This is a genomic window from Roseofilum acuticapitatum BLCC-M154 (genome assembly GCF_030068475.1).
Lineage (GTDB): Bacteria > Cyanobacteriota > Cyanobacteriia > Cyanobacteriales > Desertifilaceae > Roseofilum > Roseofilum acuticapitatum.
On sequence record NZ_JAQOSP010000081.1, the window covers coordinates 1 to 19,409 of the forward strand.

At 46.4% G+C, this 19,409-nt stretch carries 17 protein-coding genes, 1 pseudogene and 1 CRISPR repeat array; of the genes and pseudogenes, 6 read left to right on the forward strand and 12 right to left on the reverse strand.

Annotated elements, in window-relative coordinates; all coding sequences use genetic code 11:
* From PMG71_RS11695 to yghU, 3 genes and pseudogenes are all read left to right on the forward strand, one after another.
* Positions 1-252, forward strand: a pseudogene (locus PMG71_RS11695) (Uma2 family endonuclease); the annotation flags it as partial.
* Positions 253-337: 85 nt separating this feature from the next.
* Positions 338-2,005 carry a tetratricopeptide repeat protein gene (locus PMG71_RS11700; protein ID WP_283753867.1) on the forward strand — a complete coding sequence of 556 codons (1,668 nt, stop codon included), beginning with the start codon at positions 338-340 and terminating at the stop codon, positions 2,003-2,005.
* Positions 2,006-2,028: 23 nt separating this feature from the next.
* Positions 2,029-2,889, forward strand: coding sequence for a glutathione-dependent disulfide-bond oxidoreductase (gene yghU / locus PMG71_RS11705; protein ID WP_283753868.1), 861 nt, complete (start codon positions 2,029-2,031; stop codon positions 2,887-2,889).
* Positions 2,890-3,161: 272 nt separating this feature from the next.
* Positions 3,162-4,343: a CRISPR direct-repeat array (repeat unit 37 nt; unit sequence GTTGAAACCAACATAAATCCCTATTAGGGATTGAAAC).
* A gap of 361 nt (positions 4,344-4,704) precedes the next feature.
* Here the strand turns inward: yghU and PMG71_RS11710 are convergent.
* From PMG71_RS11710 to PMG71_RS11730, 5 genes are all read right to left on the reverse strand, one after another.
* Positions 4,705-5,172 carry a DUF29 domain-containing protein gene (locus PMG71_RS11710; protein ID WP_283753869.1) on the reverse strand — a complete coding sequence of 156 codons (468 nt, stop codon included), beginning with the start codon at positions 5,170-5,172 and terminating at the stop codon, positions 4,705-4,707.
* A gap of 66 nt (positions 5,173-5,238) precedes the next feature.
* Positions 5,239-5,586, reverse strand: coding sequence for a type II toxin-antitoxin system PemK/MazF family toxin (locus PMG71_RS11715; protein WP_283753870.1), 348 nt, complete (start codon positions 5,584-5,586; stop codon positions 5,239-5,241).
* The gene (locus PMG71_RS11720) at positions 5,583-5,834 is read right to left on the reverse strand and encodes a hypothetical protein (RefSeq protein ID WP_283753871.1); all 252 of its coding nucleotides are present in this window, start codon (positions 5,832-5,834) and stop codon (positions 5,583-5,585) included. The genes PMG71_RS11715 and PMG71_RS11720 overlap by 4 nt, the downstream gene beginning before the upstream one ends.
* A 369-nt stretch (positions 5,835-6,203) precedes the next feature.
* Positions 6,204-7,841: a serine protease gene (locus PMG71_RS11725; protein ID WP_283753872.1), complete on the reverse strand. Its 1,638-nt coding sequence runs from the start codon at positions 7,839-7,841 to the stop codon at positions 6,204-6,206.
* Between the two features lie 41 nt (positions 7,842-7,882).
* Positions 7,883-9,355 carry a WD40 repeat domain-containing protein gene (locus PMG71_RS11730; protein ID WP_283753873.1) on the reverse strand — a complete coding sequence of 491 codons (1,473 nt, stop codon included), beginning with the start codon at positions 9,353-9,355 and terminating at the stop codon, positions 7,883-7,885.
* Positions 9,356-9,586: 231 nt separating this feature from the next.
* Here PMG71_RS11730 and PMG71_RS11735 point away from each other — a divergent pair, with 231 nt between their 5' ends.
* Complete coding sequence (locus PMG71_RS11735; RefSeq protein WP_283753874.1) at positions 9,587-10,351, forward strand: pentapeptide repeat-containing protein; 765 nt, start codon at positions 9,587-9,589, stop codon at positions 10,349-10,351.
* Here the strand turns inward: PMG71_RS11735 and PMG71_RS11740 are convergent.
* The 7 genes from PMG71_RS11740 to PMG71_RS11770 all read right to left on the reverse strand — a co-directional run bounded on the left by PMG71_RS11740 (position 10,348) and on the right by PMG71_RS11770 (position 16,924).
* Positions 10,348-11,292, reverse strand: coding sequence for an ABC transporter ATP-binding protein (locus PMG71_RS11740; protein ID WP_283753875.1), 945 nt, complete (start codon positions 11,290-11,292; stop codon positions 10,348-10,350). The genes PMG71_RS11735 and PMG71_RS11740 overlap by 4 nt on opposite strands.
* Before the next feature lie 124 nt (positions 11,293-11,416).
* Positions 11,417-12,313: a DUF1822 family protein gene (locus PMG71_RS11745; RefSeq protein ID WP_283753876.1), complete on the reverse strand. Its 897-nt coding sequence runs from the start codon at positions 12,311-12,313 to the stop codon at positions 11,417-11,419.
* The gene (locus PMG71_RS11750; RefSeq protein ID WP_283753877.1) at positions 12,300-13,004 is read right to left on the reverse strand and encodes an RNA polymerase sigma factor; all 705 of its coding nucleotides are present in this window, start codon (positions 13,002-13,004) and stop codon (positions 12,300-12,302) included. The genes PMG71_RS11745 and PMG71_RS11750 overlap by 14 nt, the downstream gene beginning before the upstream one ends.
* Before the next feature lie 517 nt (positions 13,005-13,521).
* Complete coding sequence (locus PMG71_RS11755) at positions 13,522-13,920, reverse strand: DUF1499 domain-containing protein (RefSeq protein WP_283753878.1); 399 nt, start codon at positions 13,918-13,920, stop codon at positions 13,522-13,524.
* A 208-nt stretch (positions 13,921-14,128) separates the two neighbouring features.
* The gene (locus tag PMG71_RS11760) at positions 14,129-14,911 is read right to left on the reverse strand and encodes an ABC transporter permease (protein ID WP_347179260.1); all 783 of its coding nucleotides are present in this window, start codon (positions 14,909-14,911) and stop codon (positions 14,129-14,131) included.
* A gap of 36 nt (positions 14,912-14,947) precedes the next feature.
* On the reverse strand, positions 14,948-16,129 hold the full coding sequence (locus PMG71_RS11765) for a GNAT family N-acetyltransferase (RefSeq protein ID WP_283753880.1): 1,182 nt from the start codon (positions 16,127-16,129) through the stop codon (positions 14,948-14,950).
* A gap of 99 nt (positions 16,130-16,228) precedes the next feature.
* Positions 16,229-16,924, reverse strand: coding sequence for a RibD family protein (locus tag PMG71_RS11770; RefSeq protein WP_283753881.1), 696 nt, complete (start codon positions 16,922-16,924; stop codon positions 16,229-16,231).
* A gap of 358 nt (positions 16,925-17,282) precedes the next feature.
* Here PMG71_RS11770 and PMG71_RS11775 point away from each other — a divergent pair, with 358 nt between their 5' ends.
* Together PMG71_RS11775 and PMG71_RS11780 are read left to right on the forward strand one after the other, a co-directional pair.
* Positions 17,283-18,056: an RNA polymerase sigma factor SigF gene (locus PMG71_RS11775; protein ID WP_283753882.1), complete on the forward strand. Its 774-nt coding sequence runs from the start codon at positions 17,283-17,285 to the stop codon at positions 18,054-18,056.
* Between the two features lie 182 nt (positions 18,057-18,238).
* The gene (locus PMG71_RS11780; protein WP_283753883.1) at positions 18,239-19,384 is read left to right on the forward strand and encodes a hypothetical protein; all 1,146 of its coding nucleotides are present in this window, start codon (positions 18,239-18,241) and stop codon (positions 19,382-19,384) included.
* Positions 19,385-19,409: the final 25 nt, after the last annotated feature.

Here is a 19,409-nt window from a genome sequence, read left to right on the forward strand (position 1 = left end):
AATCCAGGTGAAGTGTGTACCTTAGTGACAGCATTATATTTGCCTTGGACATCGCCTCTGTTACAGATTCGGTTTGAGTTATTTGAGGATGGGTTATCGGTGTTCTATCCCGATGGGACAGAGTTTAGGGAACCGGAAGCCGCTCTACTGGCACAAGAGCAAGCACAAGCAGAACGGGATGAGGCGCAAGCAAAACTGAATCAAGCTTTGGCGAAACTTCAGGAGTTGGGCATCGATCCAGATACGCTTTAGGGTGAGGTAAGGGCGATCGCACTGACATCCCCCTTTGAGTGAGAAAGCTCGGTTTCATGCTCCCTGAAAATGGTTTAAAACGCTCATGTCTACTGACGAATTATTAAAACAAGGATTGGCTTATCACCAACAGGGACAATATGCCCAAGCAGAACAGGTTTATGTGCAGATTTTGCGGCAGGAACCAGAGAATACGAATGTGTTGTGTTTATTGGGGATCGTGGCGCGGGGACAGGGAAAGCTAGAAGAGGCGATCGCCTGTTACCAAAAAGCGATCGCCCTGAAACCGGATTTTATTGAAGCGCGGTTTAATTTGGGTAATGCTTTGAGTGCCAGTCAACGTAGAGAAGAGGCGATCGCCTGTTATCAGGTTCTCTTAGAGCTACAACCGAGTCATGCTGGAGCTTACAGTAATCTGGGGTTACTCTACCATCAACAGCATCAGATTGAAGAGTCTAAACGGGCTTATTTGCAGGCGATCGCCATTGACCCCCATCAAGTCGAAAGCTTGTATAATCTCGGTAATCTCTATAAGACTGAACAGGACTTCGATCAAGCGGTTAGCTATTACCAACAAGCTCTTAATCTCAATCCGAATTTTGCCCAAGCGCTGCTCAATCTGGGCAACACCCTACAAGAGCAAGAAAAAGTAACCGGAATTAATCTCAAGCGTCGTCAAGAGGCGATCGCCTATTATCAGCGTGCCCTACGAGCAAACCCCAACTATACCGAAGCCTATTATACTCTCGGCCATGCCCTGATCCAACAAGGTCATATCGCCGAAGCTACCCTTGCCTATCAGAAATGCCTCAAACTCAACCCCGAAGAACCCAAAGCCCATACCGGACTCGCGTTTGCCCTGCTGAGTCTCGGTTTTCTCGAACAAGGCTTTACAGAATATGAATGGCGCTGGAAAACCGAAGAATTCAGCACGGGTAACCTGACTCAACCCTCTTGGAATGGGGAAGCTCTAGAGGGAAAAACCTTGATGCTCTATAGCGAACAAGGCTTAGGGGACATGATCCAAATGATCCGTTATCTTCCCTGGGTGAAGCAACAGGGAGCTAAAATTATCCTTGAATGTCGCCCACCCCTGAAGCGTCTCTTTGCCACTTTGCCCTATGTGGAGCAAATCGTTACTAGGGAAGAGACGCTACCCCCTTTTGCTGAACATGCCTCCTTAATGAGCTTGCCCCACCTGAGCAAAACCTCATTAGCTAACCTTCCTGCGCCCCTTCCCTTCCCCTTGCCCGATCTACCTGAAGCTCTGAGGCTGCCAGAAACACCGGGTAAACTGAAAGTGGGGTTAGCTTGGCAAGGTAACCGGGAACATCCCAATAATGATCTGCGCTCCTGTCGGTTTTCTGAGTTACTGCCTCTGTTGCATGGCCACAAGGTAGAATTTTATAGCCTGCAAAAAGAAGTCTCTGGAGGTGATCTTTCTCAGGAACTGGGGCAAATTCCTATGCAACCGTTCCCGCAAGAGTGCGAGGATTTTCTAGATACGGCGCAGATCGTCCGCCAATTGGATTTGGTGATTACTGTGGATACGGCGATCGCCCATTTATCGGCCACATTAGGCAAACCTACCTGGATACTGTTACATTTTAGCTGTGATTGGCGGTGGATGATCCTGCGGGTAGACAGTCCCTGGTATCCCACCGTCCGCCTATTTCGCCAAACCCAACCGGGAGATTGGACTACAACTATCTTTCAAGTGCAACAAGCACTAGAGAAAGAATTGAGAACTTAAACAACGATCTCGATCATCAACCTATGAACGAACCCTCATCCTACACCCCTCCCCAAGTCTGGCAACCGGATGCCGACAACGGAGGAACCTGGTCAAAAATCAATCGTCCCGTTGCCGGTGCTACCCATGAGCAAGAATTACCCGTAGGCAATCATCCCCTCCAGCTCTATTCCCTAGGGACTCCCAATGGTCAAAAAGTGACGATTCTTCTAGAAGAATTGTTGGCTCTGGGGATTGCTGGAGCCGAGTATGATGCTTACCCGATTAAAATTAATGAGGGAGATCAGTTTGGTAGTGGGTTTGTGGCCCTTAATCCCAATTCTAAAATTCCCGCTCTGATTGACCGCAGCACCACTCCCGAAACTCCCATCTTTGAATCTGGCTCTATCCTGCTCTATCTGGCGGAAAAATTTGGGGCATTCCTCCCCCCTGAACCTCTTGAGCGCACAGAATGCCTCTCTTGGCTGTTTTGGCAGGTGGGTTCAGCGCCCTATGTTGGCGGTGGGTTTGGCCATTTTTATAGTTATGCCCCCACTAAGATTAAATACTGCATTGACCGGTTTACGATGGAGACGAAGCGCCAGCTCGATGTCCTCGACCGGCAGTTAGGGGATAAGCAATATATCTGTGGTGAGCAATATACGATTGCCGACATGGCCATCTGGCCCTGGTATGGGGCGTTGGTCTTGGGCAAGCTGTATGATGCAGGGGAGTTTCTAGAGGCCCAGTCTTATACCCATCTGCTCCGGTGGGCGGAGGAAATGGCCTCCCGTCCAGCCGTGCAACGGGGACGCAGGGTCAACCGGACTTGGGGGCCGGAGGAGGAGCAATTGCACGAGCGGCACTCGGCGAGTGATTTTGAAACCCATAGCTCTGCTCAGTAATAAGACCCCCCAGCAGGGAAAACGGCTCTATCTTTTTTGGCTAAAATCCGACGCTGGGGGGGTGTGGAAATTGCCCTTGAGTCTAAAATGGCTGTATGGCTTGCCCAGTGTGGCTTACAGCGATTTTAATTTTAAAGGTAGCGTCGGACTATACGGGGTAAGGGTTTCACCGATTTGGACTTGCTTTTTTACGGTGAGTGATGTATGATTAGGGGTGTGCGTCGGAAATGTACCTTGAAAACTAAATATAGTAAGGGTCTCAGGAGCCAGCAGTTGAAACCAACATAAATCCCTATTAGGGATTGAGTTGAAACCAACATAAATCCCTATTAGGGATTGAAACTGGTGGATCACCCCCAATGGTTTAGAATATCGTGGTTGAAACCAACATAAATCCCTATTAGGGATTGAAACTGGCTTTGTGTTAACAGGCCGATTCCTACTGCACTTGCAAGTTGAAACCAACATAAATCCCTATTAGGGATTGAAACGTGAACTAGGATCAGGGCTTGGATTAGCAATGCTTGGATCAGGTTGAAACCAACATAAATCCCTATTAGGGATTGAAACATATCCGGTCTGTTGCGGATCGTTCTCATCCTTAGTTGAAACCAACATAAATCCCTATTAGGGATTGAAACACACATAAATGAGTGTTGCAAACTCTTCAGATGGTTGAAACCAACATAAATCCCTATTAGGGATTGAAACTGTTCGGCAGGGAAAAGATTAAACGGAAAACGAGAACGCCGTTGAAACCAACATAAATCCCTATTAGGGATTGAAACATCGAGACAATGGGCAAGCAGGTAACTGTATCTACTGTTGAAACCAACATAAATCCCTATTAGGGATTGAAACACAAATTCTGAAGGATCGCGCATAACTTCATAAAATGTTGAAACCAACATAAATCCCTATTAGGGATTGAAACTCAAATTAGGCAATCTTCGCCTAATAATGTTCCGCGTTGAAACCAACATAAATCCCTATTAGGGATTGAAACTCCAGTGGAAGAAAGCTGTTATTCCACGACTTTGGAAACCCCGGTTGAAACCAACATAAATCCCTATTAGGGATTGAAACAATATCATCCTTAGTTGGTTGGGTTCTATTGAAGTAGAATGCGGTTGAAACCAACATAAATCCCTATTAGGGATTGAAACTCAGAGTTTGCGTATTCTGGAGTCTCTTCTTTCCCGTTGAAACCAACATAAATCCCTATTAGGGATTGAAACTTACGGTGTTATTCAATTGTCAAGATCGAGCTATTGTTGAAACCAACATAAATCCCTATTAGGGATTGAAACTGAAGAGAATGCAGAAGTGCATAAGCGAATAATAATGTTGAAACCAACATAAATCCCTATTAGGGATTGAAACGCGTTGGGTCTACTCAACGAATCAGTACCCTTAAGTTGAAACCAACATAAATCCCTATTAGGGATTGAAACCGACTGTCCTCTTACCACTGCTTCCACTTGGTTCGGGTTGAAACCAACTATTCATGTCCGCGAAGCGGAAATACCCTAATTAGAAATCCAGGGAGCAAGATGCTCCCACTCCAGTCATATCAAAGAATTCGAGGAGTGCGGGCATCTTGCCCGCTTCTTAACAAATTTTCATGTCCGCTTGCGGAAACCGGACTTGATATTACCTGGAGTCCAGATGGGACAGAAATGATAGATTTAACTGAAGTCGGTAGAGCGGCGATCGCTACATTACAGATGAATCGTCCAGCATTAGTCCGCGAAGCGAGAAATGTGGGTTGAATTAGGTGAACATCCACCAGTAACCGATGACTATTAATCAAATCTATACCTCATTCTCTGGCCAATAGTCGCTATCTAAGGTTTCGGCGATGGAAAAGGGACACACCTCTGGAAAATCATCCCTGTTCATTCCCGTTTCTAGAGCTGCCATGGTTCGCGCTTCTGTGTAACAGGAGTCAAACACTTGCTCAAAATATCCGCGTAAACTAGGGCTATCTTTAAACGCTTTCTTGAGTCGTTTTCGATGTTCGTAAATCGTGTAGCGCCAGCTATTCGTCTGTTTTTCCGGTTGATATTGGTACTTGAGTAAGTGCATTAGGAGGATTTCCAGGTTACTCTCGATCGCCCGTTTCTCACTTTTCCCCATATCTTCCAGTTCTTCTGCCAGATGCTCTAGATCGATACGATCGAGTTGGCGATTCCGCAATAACTGTGATGTCGTTGCCAACCACAGGGAATAATCGCGATCGTAGAGATCCGATAGAAGAGAGCGATCAAGGGTGGTTTCCATAACGCTTGTGCTGTTGCATTTTTCGCTACTCTAGCACAGGTTGAGGCTGGCGATCGAAGGGTAAACTTATAAACCCAGACAGTAGCGAACCGTCTCTTCAACTTCCAGCATTTTTGCATAGGATAAACGACCTGTCGGTTGTTCTGGAAAGCGATCGCGATCGAGAGAACGAATTTGAAAACACAGAAAAACAGTTTCTAACCGAAGTCCACTCTCTTCTGGAGATACTCTGACATTAGTTGGGAAGTCACGAGTAATATTTTCTCCCTTTGTCCCTACAATTACAGTTACCACTAAAGGGAGTTGGTTAATATCGTCTACAGAAAGCACTAAAACAGGTCTCTTTCCCGCTTGTTCTTTCCCTTGTACTGGGTTGAGATTAACAAAATAAATCTCCCCTCTATGAATGGTCATCTTTGGGTTAAACCATCCAATTCAATTCCATTAAATTCGCGATCAATAGCTGCAAGCTCTTCTTGAATTTCTGGGTCATAGGCCATGATCTCCAGTTGCTGTTTAAGCATCGCTTTATCAGAAAACTTTCTATTCTTTTGCGTCTGAGATTGCACTTGTTGGGTCAGACGCTCAAGCAGCCATTGTTGCTCTTCTAATGACAAATCCCTGATAGTACGTTCAATTTCTAGTAATTTAGTGGACTGCATAGAGAATTGTCAGAATATTGCTCTGGGCTGAAATCATTATAGCAAAAACTTATCCTGAACGAGAAAGTTTACGCAGAATTCCCAGGTGACTGGCGAATGAGATATACAGCGCGAAGCGCTGTGATGGGGGGATGGGGGGATGGGGGAATGGAAAGTTAAACTTTTTCTTCAATGTCCAGGGCGGTAATCGCATTGACTAAGGAATCAAAGGGAATGTTTAATTGAATGGTTCGTTCTGTCATTTGAGAATTAATGGCTCTTGTTTTATTATTCTATACCTCATTCTCTGGCCAATAGTTCATATCCAGTTGGCGATCGCGGTTATTGCCTGTGATTGGAGACTATATAATTGTTAATTGTTCATTGAAATTACTCATTTTCCCAAACCCCCCAAGCTTCCAATTGTTCCTGAATTAATTCCATAGGATAAACCACTCCCGTTTCTGTCATAGCTGGAGTAAAAGGAGTCTCGGTTTCTGTGCCAATAGCTCCCACATGACCTAACATGGCAATTACCTGTCGGTCTTCATTAAGAATGGGGCTACCTGCATATCCTTGGGCTAAATTAGCAGTAATTTTAACCGGTTGAGCATCAGCATCTACATTGCCGCTCACGGTTTGCCAAGGGTTAGCATTAAAAGGATGGCCAATTAAGTCTACTTCTCCATCGGCCAATTCCGGATTCATCTCCAACGGTTGAATGGTTTCCGGAAGTCCCGTCACTTGTAAAACCACTAAATTTGTGGCTGCATCTTCTGGGGTAATATGCATCAGTTTGGCACTATAGCGGGGTAAAATGCCTGTTTCTGAGGGTTGAAAAAACTCGACCTGAATCCGATCATTTTCCAAAGAAGAAGCATAGGCGATCGCCTCCCGACAGGTGATAACCAACGCCCGATCTTCTGTCCGTTCCACCAGCCAACCGGTTCCAATATTCACCCCATTGGGAATCGGGGTAATAATGCGAGCAATGGGGGCTAAAGGAGAAGCCGTTTCAGCCTCTTCTGAATTCACCTCATTTTTGTCATCTGAAGCATTCGGGGCATCTTCTAGAGCCAATAAGCGTTGGGATTCGAGGAGATTGTAGTGGGCCAGCACCCCATTCGGATTTTGATTAATGGCACTGGTGTAAGCGGCGATCGCCTCTTCCCATTTCCCCAACTGTTGCCAAGCATAGCCCAAAGCCGTATACACCCGGTCATCTTCTTCGAGTCTCACCCCCGCTTGGTAAACCTCCACCGCTTGCGGCCAATCTTTTTGTTGATAATAAATATCACCCAAGCCAAAATAGCTAGAGGCATCAAAAGCATCTAACTGAATAGCACTTTTATACGCTTCGATCGCCCGATCCAACTGATTATTTTCTCTCAGAGCATTCCCCAAACCCACATAACTCGAAACAAACTGCGATCCCAGTTCGATCGCCTCATTATAAGTGGCGATCGCCTCCTCCACATTGCCCAACCTCAGCAGCACATCGCCCAAATCATTATAAACCGGCACAGAATCCGGCTTCAGCTTCAGGGCAATCCGAAATTGGGCGATCGCCTCCTCCACATTACCCAAATCCGCCAACACATTACCCAAATTCCAATACACCCCTGGCAAATTCGGATTCAGCTCAATCGCTTGTTCATACTGAACTTTAGCCGCTTCCAACTGATTATTTTCTCGCAGAGCATTCCCCAACCCCACATAACCAAAAGCATAATTGGGATCGATGGCGATCGCCCTCTCATAAGCAGCGATCGCCTCTTCCAATTTATTCTGATCGCGCAAACGATTCCCCAACCCCAAATAAGCCGGAGCATTATTCGGATCTTGCTCGATTACCTGTCGCCAAATTTCCTCAGCTCCTTGATAATCTCCCTCCTTCCGCGCTTCCTCCGCTTGGCGAAACAACGCTTCTAATCCTTGTCCCCAAGCCAATTGAGGACTTAAAATCATGCCAAAACCTAACAGCATTGCCCAGATTTTTCTTGAACCACGCTCCTTTTGATTAATCATTATCATTATTTCCTAATTTCAATCGTCAATGTTCCCTTGTTTTAAGCCACCACCCGCCAAATTTTCACCGTATGATCGAAACTGCCCGTGGCCATGGTGTCACCCTTAGCACTGATGGCTACCCCAACCACATAATTGAGATGATCCGTAAAAGTTTGTAATAAATTGCCGGTCTGTAAATCCCATAATTTCACCGTACCGTCATCACTAGCACTAGCAAGAATCTTATTATCGGCTGTAATCATCACCGAAGTAACGGCCGCTGTATGTTCCGAAAGCACTTGCTCAACTTCTCCAGTTTGCAAATTCCATAGACGGATGGTTTGGTCACTACTGCCACTGGCTAACCGTTGACCATCCGGACTCATGGCTACAGAACGCACGCGATCGCTATGGCCAGTTAAAGTATAGAGTAACTCTTTGCGGTCTAAATTCCACACCTTAATACTCTGATCGTTACTCGCCCCGCTAATTTTATCCCCTTGACGACTCATGGCGATCGAGCGCACGCCTCCCGCATAGCCAGCTAAGGTACTGGTTAACTCTCCCGTTTTCCAATTCCACAGCTTAATCGTTTTATCCTCACTTCCTCCGGCCACAATCTGATGATCGGGACTAATGGCTACCGTCCACACTTCTCCAGAATACCCAGCTAAGGTACTCATTAACTCACCCGTTTTTGCATTCCACACCTTAATCGAGTGGTCGCTACTGCCACTGGCTAAAATTTCTCCATCAGAAGAAATCGCCACAGACAAGACTGAACCACTATGGCCCGTGAGAGTACGGTACAGTTCCCCCGTTTCCCCCTGCCAAATTTTAATCGTTTGGTCATTGCTGCCACTGACCACCCATTGGCCATCTGGAGAAACGGCGATCGCCCGCACCGGGCCATCATGTTCACCGGTATACACACAGGAAAACAGTTGATAACTCTCTAGTTTGAAGGCTTCTAGAGCTTCCTGAGCCTTAAGTGAAGCACTGCGTTGGAGTAATAAATAGGCCACTCGCTTAACAGCCAGGGATTCATCCTGTAGGGCATCAATGATTAAATCTAAGCCATCGGAACCCATTTGCGCTTGGGCTAACTCTAGTAACTCCTGAGTTTGGCTCAGTTCCTGTTGGAGGCGAGCTTGGGTTTGTTGCAATTCTAACAGCGTTTCTCCCCCATCCCCTTGATTCACAAACAAGGCCTGGAGTTGGGCTGGACTAATTCCCTCGATTTGCGAATATACTTGAGACAGTTGACTTTGGAGGAGCGATCGCTCTTGAGTCGCCAACTCTAACTGAGACTGCAATTCCCCCAGTTTCGATTGTAACCTCACCCGCGAGGCCAATTCCCTCGCCCTGGCCCAAACCCCTTTGGCCCAGGCCAAGCGCAAACGCTCTCGTTGCAGCAAGACTTGTAGGACTTGATCGGGAATAGACTCTGGAGTTAAATCCCAACCACAGGTTTTACAGAGTTTCGTGGTTCCTTCAATATAATCTGTACCACAAACAGGACAATTGGTCACAGACCCTCCCTAGGCGATCGGCAACAGGACAAACAATCAAATCTTACATTCGGGGCCCATAAACCCCATCCTTGAGCGGTTAGCTTCAAGGCCAACCTCCTCTCATTTAAGATAAAGACTTCTCATCTGGCAAGCCTTTAGGTTCCTATACAACCCCACTTTCTCACGATCCGAAGGAAATTCACCAGCAGGAAAATTCATCTACTCATTAGCTCCTTAGTCATCCCTGTTATGGCCAATCAAGAACATTTAGATTTACTTCATCAAGGAATAGACGCTTGGAATACTTGGCGCAAAAGCCATCCTGAAATTATACCGGATCTCAGAGGAGCAATATTGAAAGAAGGAAATTTCAATGGCATTAATTGGAGCGGAACCCATTTAGAAAAAGTTAATTTAAATGGGGCATTTTTGTGCAAAGCCGATTTAACTGGGGCAATTCTTCGCCATAGTTTTCTGAGTGGGATTAATTTAAGTGACTCTAATTTAAGTCATGCCAATCTGAGTGGCGCATTCGTCAATCAAGCCAATCTCAGACGGGCAAATTTGAGTTATGGTATTTTACGACGCACCCATTTAAGTCAATCTTTTTTTACTCAGGCGAATTTATCCCATGCTAATTTATTTCAGAGTAATTTAATGGGCGCTTTCTTAAATCAAGTAGATTTTTCCCAAGCTAACCTAGTAGGAGTCGATTTAACTCAAGCCTTCTTAAATCAGGCCAATTTAACCTCAGCCGAGTTATTTCAAGCGGATCTAGAGCGAGCCTTTTTAAGTGAGGCGCTCCTCTGTCGGGCCAATCTTTCTAAAGCCAATCTTTACCGAGCTGATTTAAGTGATGCCAATTTACGGGAAGCGGATTTTACTGGCTCTAATGTCCAGGATGTTACCTGGAAAGATACCATTCTCACTCATACCGAGTTTAATCATACTAAGGGAATTCCGGCCCATTTACGCTTTCAGTTTAAGGATTTAGGCGCTCTGTTCCTAGATTAAGTCTGTATATTCGATAAACCCTCAATCTTAGACTGGAAAAACTCCTCTAAGGACTGACGGGCTAACTTTAACTCCAGAAGTTCAGCATCCATGAGCCGCAAACTGGCGATAAAATCATAGGGATTCCCTTGAACTTCACCCACCCAACAGCCGCGATCGAAAGTGAGATTGGGAATCCAGCGCTTAATCACGTCTAATGTGCCACCTTTACCTCGCGCTTGGTAGGATTGCACTCGACCTAATAACTCATCTAAGGAACCACAACAAATGAGATCCCCTTGGGATAAAATGGCGATGCGATCGCACACTTGTTCCACATCCGACAAAATATGGGAGTTAAAAAACAGAGTTTTTCCCGCCTGCTTCAGGGATAGAATAATCTCACGGATCTGATAGCGCCCAATGGGATCTAACCCGGACATGGGTTCATCCAGAAAGACCACCTCCGGATCGTTAATCAAAGCTTGGGCAAAGCCAATGCGCTGTTTCATTCCCTTGGAATATTGGCGCAATTGTTTATTTTTAGCCGTTTTGATATCTAATCCCACCTGCTCCAAAAGTTCGGGAATGCGGGTACGAGTGACCGTTGTGGGAATTTGGAATAAGCCAGCCGTAAACTGCAAGAACTCCCAGCCGGTGAGATAATCGTAGTAATAGGCATTTTCGGGTAAATAGCCAATTTGTTGCTTAATGTGGCGATCGCCCAAAGGACGACCCAACAGAACCCCCCGTCCAGAAGTCGGGCGCACAATTCCCAGTAACGTCTTCAGGAGCGTCGTCTTTCCTGCACCATTGGGCCCGAGTAAACCAAAGGTTTCTCCCGGATACACCCTCAAAGAGCAAGATTTCAGGGATTCAATCTTCTGGTTTAACCAAAACCCCGTCCGGTAAACCTTACTCAAATCCCAAGTTTCAATGATACAAGCGGTGTCTTCAGTCATAGATCCCATAAAGGAGTAATGAGTAATGAGTAACGAATAAACCTTATTTTCCCTTAAAGTCTAGCTTTTTAAGGCTTACAACCTGCCATTACTGATTACTCATTACCAGGATTTAGCGCTCGCTTTAGATCATAAACCATTCTGTTAGACTGATATCGCCAAGGACAACTTTGACCGCAAAGCGATCGCCCGTTTCGGCACTAAAATCGAGTTGTATGGATTTTGTACTTCGAGAAGAAGCTTGCATCACCACCTCATCGCGATCGTCTAAAATTGCCAATTCTAGGTCTGGGGGTAAATGGGATTGGCTCCCTAGGGGATAAACTTGAACAGAAATATCAAACTCTTCATTCACCATCGGATGAATCCCGATAAATAATCCAATTGGCTCCCCGTTGGGGTCGAATTGGAGCTTTTTTCCCCGTTCGCACAGGGTAGGCTCCGCAGCAGTAGAGCTAGGGCTTCTAAAAGCGAACTGGGGTTGAAAAGTTGACCAAAATTCACTCCAGGTTTGCCAACCGGATTCAACAATGTTGTCTAACCATTGGGTAAGTCTCACCGGATGCAAGTTTTCCAAGAGGGTATCGAGAGCATGAAATTCAGTTAAGGGGACTTCTGAGCGATAAACATGGGGTAGATATCCCAGAAGAGTAGCTTCCGTGAGGTCTGCATTGAGTTGAACCGCAATATAAGCCAGGCGATCGCCCCAAGTTTGTGGTGGAATAATACACCTAGATTCTCCCGGCAAAACCGGACGGCATTCTACCCGACCCTTACCCTCAATGAACAAGTCTGCACTATCCGATAGGGATTGGAAAATGGGCTTGCTACTGTTGGAGGCTTCCCAATCGGGATCGAGATCCAACCATTCTAAATAACTTTTCACCGCCTGAATCGCTAAGGTATTCAGATAGATCTGTTTGCCCTTACGAGGATCGGCTTGAGTGTGGGCACATTTGGCTGCCTGCTCATGGGCAGTCAAGGTTAAGGGGATTGCCATTTTAGGATTAATTTTCATCATCGTTCGAGTTAGGGAGAGTGTGGGTCAAGATATAGTGTTTAATGAGGGCAGAAAACCGATCTAAACACCGGTGATAAAACCGATTGAGCGTTGCTAGAGAAATGCCCAATCGATCGGCTGTTTCCTGCCAGGAATAACCCTCAATGACTCTGAGGGCAAGAAACTGGAAATTAGCAGCCGGTTTACCTGCTATATGGGTTTGCTTAAAGACTCCATCGGGATCGGCCCGAATCCAGGCAATCACCTGTTCCGAGAGCAAGGGCATTCGTTCTGGATAGATTTGTTCTAAGGTGACCGGATTTTCGGGCTGATTGAACTGTTTTTCTAAGTCATCAAGGCTAAGTCTTTTCACCCCCCTGGGAACGCTTTGCAACACCCAACGAGAGGCTTCTATGAAAAACCGTCTTTCTAGGAGAAAGTTCGCCCATTGTAAGACTTCACCTCTGTCGGGATCGTAATCATCGATTCGGTGGCACAGATGATAAAATAGTTGCTGTTTTGCTTCTATATCAATCTCTGCATAGTGGTTTCTGAATTGATTCCGACTGGCTTTTACCAGCCGGTTGGAGCCGATCAGAATCCCGATCAGTTTTTCCAAAAGGTGCTTTCGGTGCAGACTTTTGGGGGGCTGCTGTTTGGCGGCGATCGCCAATTCTCTTAAAATTTTGTCGAACTCTGCCCAGTCTGACATGCTTTCCCCATTCATGAGAGAACCTCTAATATCGAGGTGCTGCATGACACCTCTATAGGGTTCTCAGTTTTTGAGGGCGGTTTTTATGCCAACTTTACAAAATTTTACATTTTTGGGGGTTTATGTTAAATTTTGTTGCTATTTGCCAGGGGGGTGCATAAAATCACGGTGATTTTCCTGAGAGATCTAATGAAGGCTTCATGAAGGCTTCACAGTTGGGGAATAGGAAGCGCTGTAACTGGTGACTCATCCCTATTCCTCATTACTTTAGGAGTGCGTAGTGTGTAGCGTGTCCACAGGACAAACATCTTGCTCGCTAGAGGAAGGCAGCGAGCAAGATGCTCGCACTCCAGAAAACCTATTGCACTATTTTAGATAAAACAGTCCAGTAGGGTCGTGACCGCTCTAAAATAAGGCATTAGTGTAGGGTGGGTTAGGCGGCTAAAACCTAGACTGTGATAGCAATCTCTCAATCCGCCGTAACCCACCATTTTAGAGTTGTCACGGCAGTAGTGCTTTAATTAAACAAGCTGCGGATTTCTTCAATGCGTTTGCGGTTGACTCCTAAATCCGATTGCCCTAACCGGGAAGCAGAGCGCACCTGGATGGCTTTCGCCGTCTGATCGACATAAAATTCTACATCATCTACATAGCCCATGAGTTGGCTAGTAAACTCAGCATAAAGATAATTCTCTGATTCAGTAATAATGGCGGTTCGGGGCATTCCTTGGATAATAGATTTTAGTTTATCGATCGCTTCTGAGGGAGTGCCAGCATAAGAGAAAGGCTGAATATAATGTTGAGTATCGGTGGTTGAACATTGGCTACAAACACAATTGGGGGAGGATGGACAGGGGGCGAGTTTGCCATCTTTAACCCCTAGATTTGTGGGACGTTTGCCAGAAAATGAGAACATAAATTAAGGCGATGCTTGTAAATAGACAACAGATTCATGCTATCACCACCCGAATAATTTTTAATGTTTACAGCAGTTTCCTCTGCTATGAGATACATTAATGATGGTTTTTAACGATATCTAGAACAGCTCAGAGCTTCTACCAAGTCTATTGTTTGCTCCCCCCATTCCCCCATTCCCCCACTACAGCGCAAAGCGCTGTAATGGATTAACTAGAGGCACTGGTATAGTAGCGTAGGGCAAATTTCCAGAAGGCATGAGAGAAAATTAAAAGAGCGATCGCCAGTACCAAAGAACCCAGTAACCCAACCATCTTGATTTCCCCTAACAGGGCTTGGGCGGGAACTGTAGTCAAAAAAGTAACGGGAATGACAAAAGTAAAGAAAACCCGGTAAGCTACAGGATAGGCGATGATCGGATAGCGTCCCGCATCTAAAAACGCTCTTAGGACTTCGGTTATATTATAAATTTTGACAAACCAGACGCTAGTTGTACCCAAGAGAAACCAGAGACTATACAGAATCACAATCCCGAAAAACAGGGGAAATAAACCGAAAATAAAGTCAGATAGGCCCAAATTGAGGCGATTACCCGCATAGAGAATCACCCCGAAACCTAAAGCCACATCGGGTAATCCCCAGGGGGACATCATCCGGGTAGAAAGCCAAAATTGACTGCTAATGGGTTTGAGCAACACAAAATCTAGGGTTCCTTCTTCCACTTGGTTAACAATGCGATTGAGATTAGGGGCAAGAAAGGCATTGGAGATGCCTTGCAACAGGGTAAAAAATCCCATGACTAATAAAGCTTTTTCCCATGACCAACCGTCAAAAGTGTAGCCGGTTCGGTAAAATAGGAATAGCCCAAAAATTCCGCCCACGAGATTACCGAGACTGGTTAAAGTGGCGATCGCAAAATTGAGGCGATATTCCAACTCAGCCGCGATGGATGTTGTCCAAAATAACTGAACGATCTTAAAATACTGCATGATTTTACTGATTCCCGACCCATGACTGCATGAAACCCCTTAATAAGGATTTTGAACCCATTCTTGATTCTGATTAAAGGGCAGCTCTTGATTAATCGCATCAATTTGTAATTGCTCCGCCTCATTAATTTGATCGATATGGGTTTTCATAATCTGCATTAAGCGCTGATTGTAAAAGCGGTGTAAGCTATGGTGGGGAGTCGCTGGAAAGCCTCGCCGCTTCTTGTGTCTGCCTCCAGCACCGGGATCGAAGCGTTGAATTCCGTTGGCGATCGCCCACTCAATGGGCGTATAGTAACAAGCATTAAAGTGCAGACAATCAAAATCTTCAAAACTGCCCCAATAGCGTCCATAAAGTTGATCCCCTTTCGTCACACAAAAGGACATCCCCACCGGTTTACGCTCATCTCCCTCTCGATAAGCAGCACTCAAAACCAGGCGATGGCGATAATCATCATACAAGCGCTCAAAAAATGCTTTGGTTAAATATTTGCTCCCCCACCAGCCAAATTGATCGCAGTGATGGCTATAAAATTGGTACATATCCGCGAGCAGATGATGGCTAATCTCTTCTCCCGTATGGACTTTCATCGTTAATTGCGCTTTCTCAACCGCTTTGCGCTCCCGCTTAATATTGCGCCGTTGATTGGCATTAAACATACCCAAATAATCATCAAACGTCTGGAAGCCTTGATTATGCCAGATGCTGCTATGGTGCAACCAAGCGGAAAAACCGTATTTTTGGATCATCGGCCGCCATTTGGGGTCAACATAGAGGAAATTGCAGCCAGAAATATTATGGCGATCGCAAAATTGATCGATCGCCGCTACCATCAGTTCTGTTATCCTCTCCTCATCCTCAGCCAGATCCACCAAAAACCGATAGCCCAATGCAGGCGTAAATGGACTCATCCCCAACAGTTTCGGATAATATTCTATGCCCAGACGATAAGCCAAATCCGCCCATTGATGATCGAAGACAAACTCACCATAACTATGACCCTTAACATACAAAGGAGCCGCCGCCACTAGAGTCTCCTCACGCCACACCGTTAAATGACAAGGTTGCCAACCCGCTTGCGCTGTAGCACTCCCAGAAGCCTCCATATTGTGCAACCATTCCCACTCTAAAAAAGGAGTTTTCAACGGTTGCGCCAGAGCATCCCACTCTGGTTGAGGCACTTCAGAAATTTGTGAAATCCAACGAATTGAATGACCCATAAATTAATTAACAATGAACAATTAACAATTAACAATTAACAATGAATGGGTTATTCCTCCCCATTCCCCCATTCCCCCATCCCCCCATCCCCCCATCACCTACCCTAACCGATAGTGTAAAAACACCTCTTGCCCTACGGGGTGAGCGGAGAGTAGCGTTAAAGATTTGGGTAGACTTAAGCCTAATCCATCTACTGGAGTAGGGGCAGTTGCGCCACCTAAAAGCACTGGACATACCGTTAGCCATAATTCATCAATCCAATCTCCAGCCAGTAAACTCGCCACTAGCGCCCCTCCTCCCAATAAAGCCAAGCGCTTAATCTTCAGTTGGGCAAATTGGACAAAAATCCCACTCCAATAAAAGCCCCCTTCATGGGTAGGAGCCGTGAGAATGCGGTCAAATTTGGGTATTAACTCCCGTTCATTTTCCCAGGGCATGGCTCCCTCTGGGGTTGTGAGGAGCCATCGGGGAACCGGTTGTTGAAAAAAGCGACAGGAGGCCTCTAGATAACCCGTTTGGGAGACTACAATTTGTACGGGTTGGGGCTGATAGTGCTGTTGCTGGCGTTGGCGTAGGAGTTGGGAGTCACTAATACTTAGGGTGGTTCCGTAAGCGCGAAGAGTCCCCGCACCAAATAGAACCGCATCGACTTTAGCAATTTGTTGCTCTAGATGGGATTTATCAATCGCCGAGCCAAACCGAGCCGGAGACCGACCCACGTCTGAGATTTTACCATCGGCGCTCATGGCGAGAATAGCAGTAATGTGGGGGCGATCGACGGCAGAACCAGTCATAGCATAGGAGTAAGGACTTTTACGAAGTATACAATATGTTTCTTTATGTTGCTCTTCAGAGAAATTAACTTGCCTTCAGGTAAAGATTCTTGATAGGCTAGAGATGGGAAAACCAAAAAACTAAGGGCTACAGCTTATTCCCTTCAATTCCCAGAGCCAAAACAGGGTGCAAGCGATCGCGAATAATCCTTACGCTAGAAACTGTGATAAAGAACACAGTCCGATCGCTGCTGAAATCATAGCCTAAATGATCAAAATCTTTAGAATAGAAATATAGTGGTATATTAATTGTATTTTTCGATGACCTTACCCCTTATTTTTCAACCTTGAACCAATCTACCCAACCCCAACTGAGATTATGACAACTTCAGCTTCCCAAAATCTTAAACATGAAAATATTGATTTGCTCTCCGCTTATCAACATAACCCTTCCCTAGAATTGCGGAACAAAATTGTCAAATCGAATATGGGTTTAGTCAGGAAAGAAGCCCATCACTGGATGCACCAATGCAGTGAAGGATATGATGATTTACTGCAAGTTGGCTGTATTGGTCTGATTCGTGCCATTGAACGGTTTGAGCCGGGTAAAGGTCATGCTTTTAGTTCCTTCGCCATTCCCTACATTCGCGGCGAAATTCAACATTATTTACGCGATCGCAGCAACACCGTCCGTATTCCCCGACGGTGGCTCACCATGCAGCGCCAAGCCGAAACCCTGATTCGCGATTTACAAGTCCAACTCAACCGCTATCCCAAAGACACCGAAATCGCCCAAGCCATGGGCCTATCCGTAGAAGAATGGCAAGAAGTCAAACTCGCCTCTAAAAACCGCTCCCTCCTCAGTCTAGATGCACCCGTCAGCGACGAAGGCGAACAAGCCACCAGCTTAGGCGAACTGGTTCCCGACCATCGCTATCGCAGTTTCCAGTTAGCCATGGAAGACCAAATTCGCCTGCAACAAGCCCTAGTGAACTTAGAAGACCGCACCCGCAAAGTCCTAGAATTCGTCTTTCTCTACGACCTCACCCAAAAAGAAACCGCCGAACGGATGGGAATTAGCGCCGTTACCGTCTCTCGCCAGGTGAAAAAAGGTCTAGAACGGTTGAAAAAAGTAATGACCACCGAGATCTGAAGCCCCGATCCCCCTAAATCCCCCTTAGAAAGGGGGACTTTCTTGATTCCCCCCCTTTTTTAAGGGGGGTCAGGGGGGATCTTTAATTCTGGTCGTTCCCTAACAATCAGCTTAAAATGGCAGTACCATTAACCCAGTAACTCAAATCGCCAGCTAACCGTGCTAAATCGTGGGGGTTTTCCATGCGTCCATCCTTCTTACTCCTATTCCTGAGTGTCCTCACTCTAGGCTTATCCAGTTGTGGTTTATTTGGTGGGGGAGGAGAAGACCCTGCCGCCGAAGCGCCCCCACCAGAACCGGTAGCGGCTGCCCCCCAAACTACCCCCACAGAAGGGGAAGCCCCAGCAGAAGTCTTTCCAGAAGAAGAACCCCAAGCCGAAGAACCTCCAGCACCCCCTCCCCCTCAATCCGCTCTGGAACAATCCACCAATTCTGAACAGCGCGTTCAGTCCGTGGGCAATACCACTGGCAAAAAAGACCCCTTTAATCCTCCGGGGATTATCGTTACTGGGGGTTCTGGCACGGGAGAAGGGGGGCCCGCAGGAGGTGTGCCAGAGATCGTCGTCGCTACCCCCCCACCGCCAACGCCCCCACCGCCCCCGAATAATGCTGCTGGGGGAGGTGGTTCAGGGCCTGGACGGGGAGTGCCAGCGATCCCTAAAATTGCCCCTCTCTCGATACCCGAACTGCCCCAAGTGGAACCGCCCCCGAATTTGGGTATAAATCCGAGGTTTCGACCGGTAGTGGCTCAAGCGCCCTTTGATCCGGGGCCGCCCCCTCCGAATACGGCTAGGGCGGTGGAAGTGTCGGCTGTGGTACAAGTGGGACAGACGGTTAAGGCGATTGTTAAATCCCCTGGTGAAGACAGTCAGTATGTAGGAGTAGGGGAATATATTGGCGGCGGTTCGGTGTATGTGAAGGATATTAATGTTTATGCTCCGGCTGAACCGGTGGTAATTTTAGAAGAGTTTGGGCAAGAAGTGGCCCGTGCAGTTGGTGCTGCTCCTTTACCCGAAATTGCTGCCCCCACTCCGCCTGGAGGAGGTTCTGAAGAAACAACGATTCGTGGGATTAAGGTCAGTGAGCTAAAGTTAACTGGGTCTACGCTTCTAGGGAAAGTTAAAAATGATAGCGATGAACCCGTTCAAGTTAAACAGTTAACGTTACGGTTTGAAACCAAAGATGGAGTTCTAGTCGGTACAACTTCTGTAGGGGGCCCAAATGGAGTGCTTACTCCTGGCCAAGAAGGGTTTGTTAGAAGGCTGTATGTAGATACTTTTGGATTACCCGCCGACCAACTGACGGTAAAATTTGAGGATTGGGAATAGCGCGGATTCAGTGAGGAGTAAGCGA

Excerpts from the sequence above, each read along its gene's own strand:
- PMG71_RS11700 (WP_283753867.1), top strand. The coding sequence starts at position 338 with ATGTCTACTGACGAATTATTAAAACAAGGATTGGCTTATCACCAACAG.
- yghU (WP_283753868.1), top strand. The coding sequence starts at position 2,029 with ATGAACGAACCCTCATCCTACACCCCTCCCCAAGTCTGGCAACCGGAT.
- PMG71_RS11710 (WP_283753869.1), bottom strand. The coding sequence starts at position 5,172 with ATGGAAACCACCCTTGATCGCTCTCTTCTATCGGATCTCTACGATCGC.
- PMG71_RS11715 (WP_283753870.1), bottom strand. The coding sequence starts at position 5,586 with ATGACCATTCATAGAGGGGAGATTTATTTTGTTAATCTCAACCCAGTA.
- PMG71_RS11720 (WP_283753871.1), bottom strand. The coding sequence starts at position 5,834 with ATGCAGTCCACTAAATTACTAGAAATTGAACGTACTATCAGGGATTTG.
- PMG71_RS11725 (WP_283753872.1), bottom strand. The coding sequence starts at position 7,841 with ATGATTAATCAAAAGGAGCGTGGTTCAAGAAAAATCTGGGCAATGCTG.
- PMG71_RS11735 (WP_283753874.1), top strand. The coding sequence starts at position 9,587 with ATGGCCAATCAAGAACATTTAGATTTACTTCATCAAGGAATAGACGCT.
- PMG71_RS11740 (WP_283753875.1), bottom strand. The coding sequence starts at position 11,292 with ATGACTGAAGACACCGCTTGTATCATTGAAACTTGGGATTTGAGTAAG.
- PMG71_RS11745 (WP_283753876.1), bottom strand. The coding sequence starts at position 12,313 with ATGATGAAAATTAATCCTAAAATGGCAATCCCCTTAACCTTGACTGCC.
- PMG71_RS11750 (WP_283753877.1), bottom strand. The coding sequence starts at position 13,004 with ATGTCAGACTGGGCAGAGTTCGACAAAATTTTAAGAGAATTGGCGATC.
- PMG71_RS11755 (WP_283753878.1), bottom strand. The coding sequence starts at position 13,920 with ATGTTCTCATTTTCTGGCAAACGTCCCACAAATCTAGGGGTTAAAGAT.
- PMG71_RS11765 (WP_283753880.1), bottom strand. The coding sequence starts at position 16,129 with ATGGGTCATTCAATTCGTTGGATTTCACAAATTTCTGAAGTGCCTCAA.
- PMG71_RS11770 (WP_283753881.1), bottom strand. The coding sequence starts at position 16,924 with ATGACTGGTTCTGCCGTCGATCGCCCCCACATTACTGCTATTCTCGCC.
- PMG71_RS11775 (WP_283753882.1), top strand. The coding sequence starts at position 17,283 with ATGACAACTTCAGCTTCCCAAAATCTTAAACATGAAAATATTGATTTG.
- PMG71_RS11780 (WP_283753883.1), top strand. The coding sequence starts at position 18,239 with ATGCGTCCATCCTTCTTACTCCTATTCCTGAGTGTCCTCACTCTAGGC.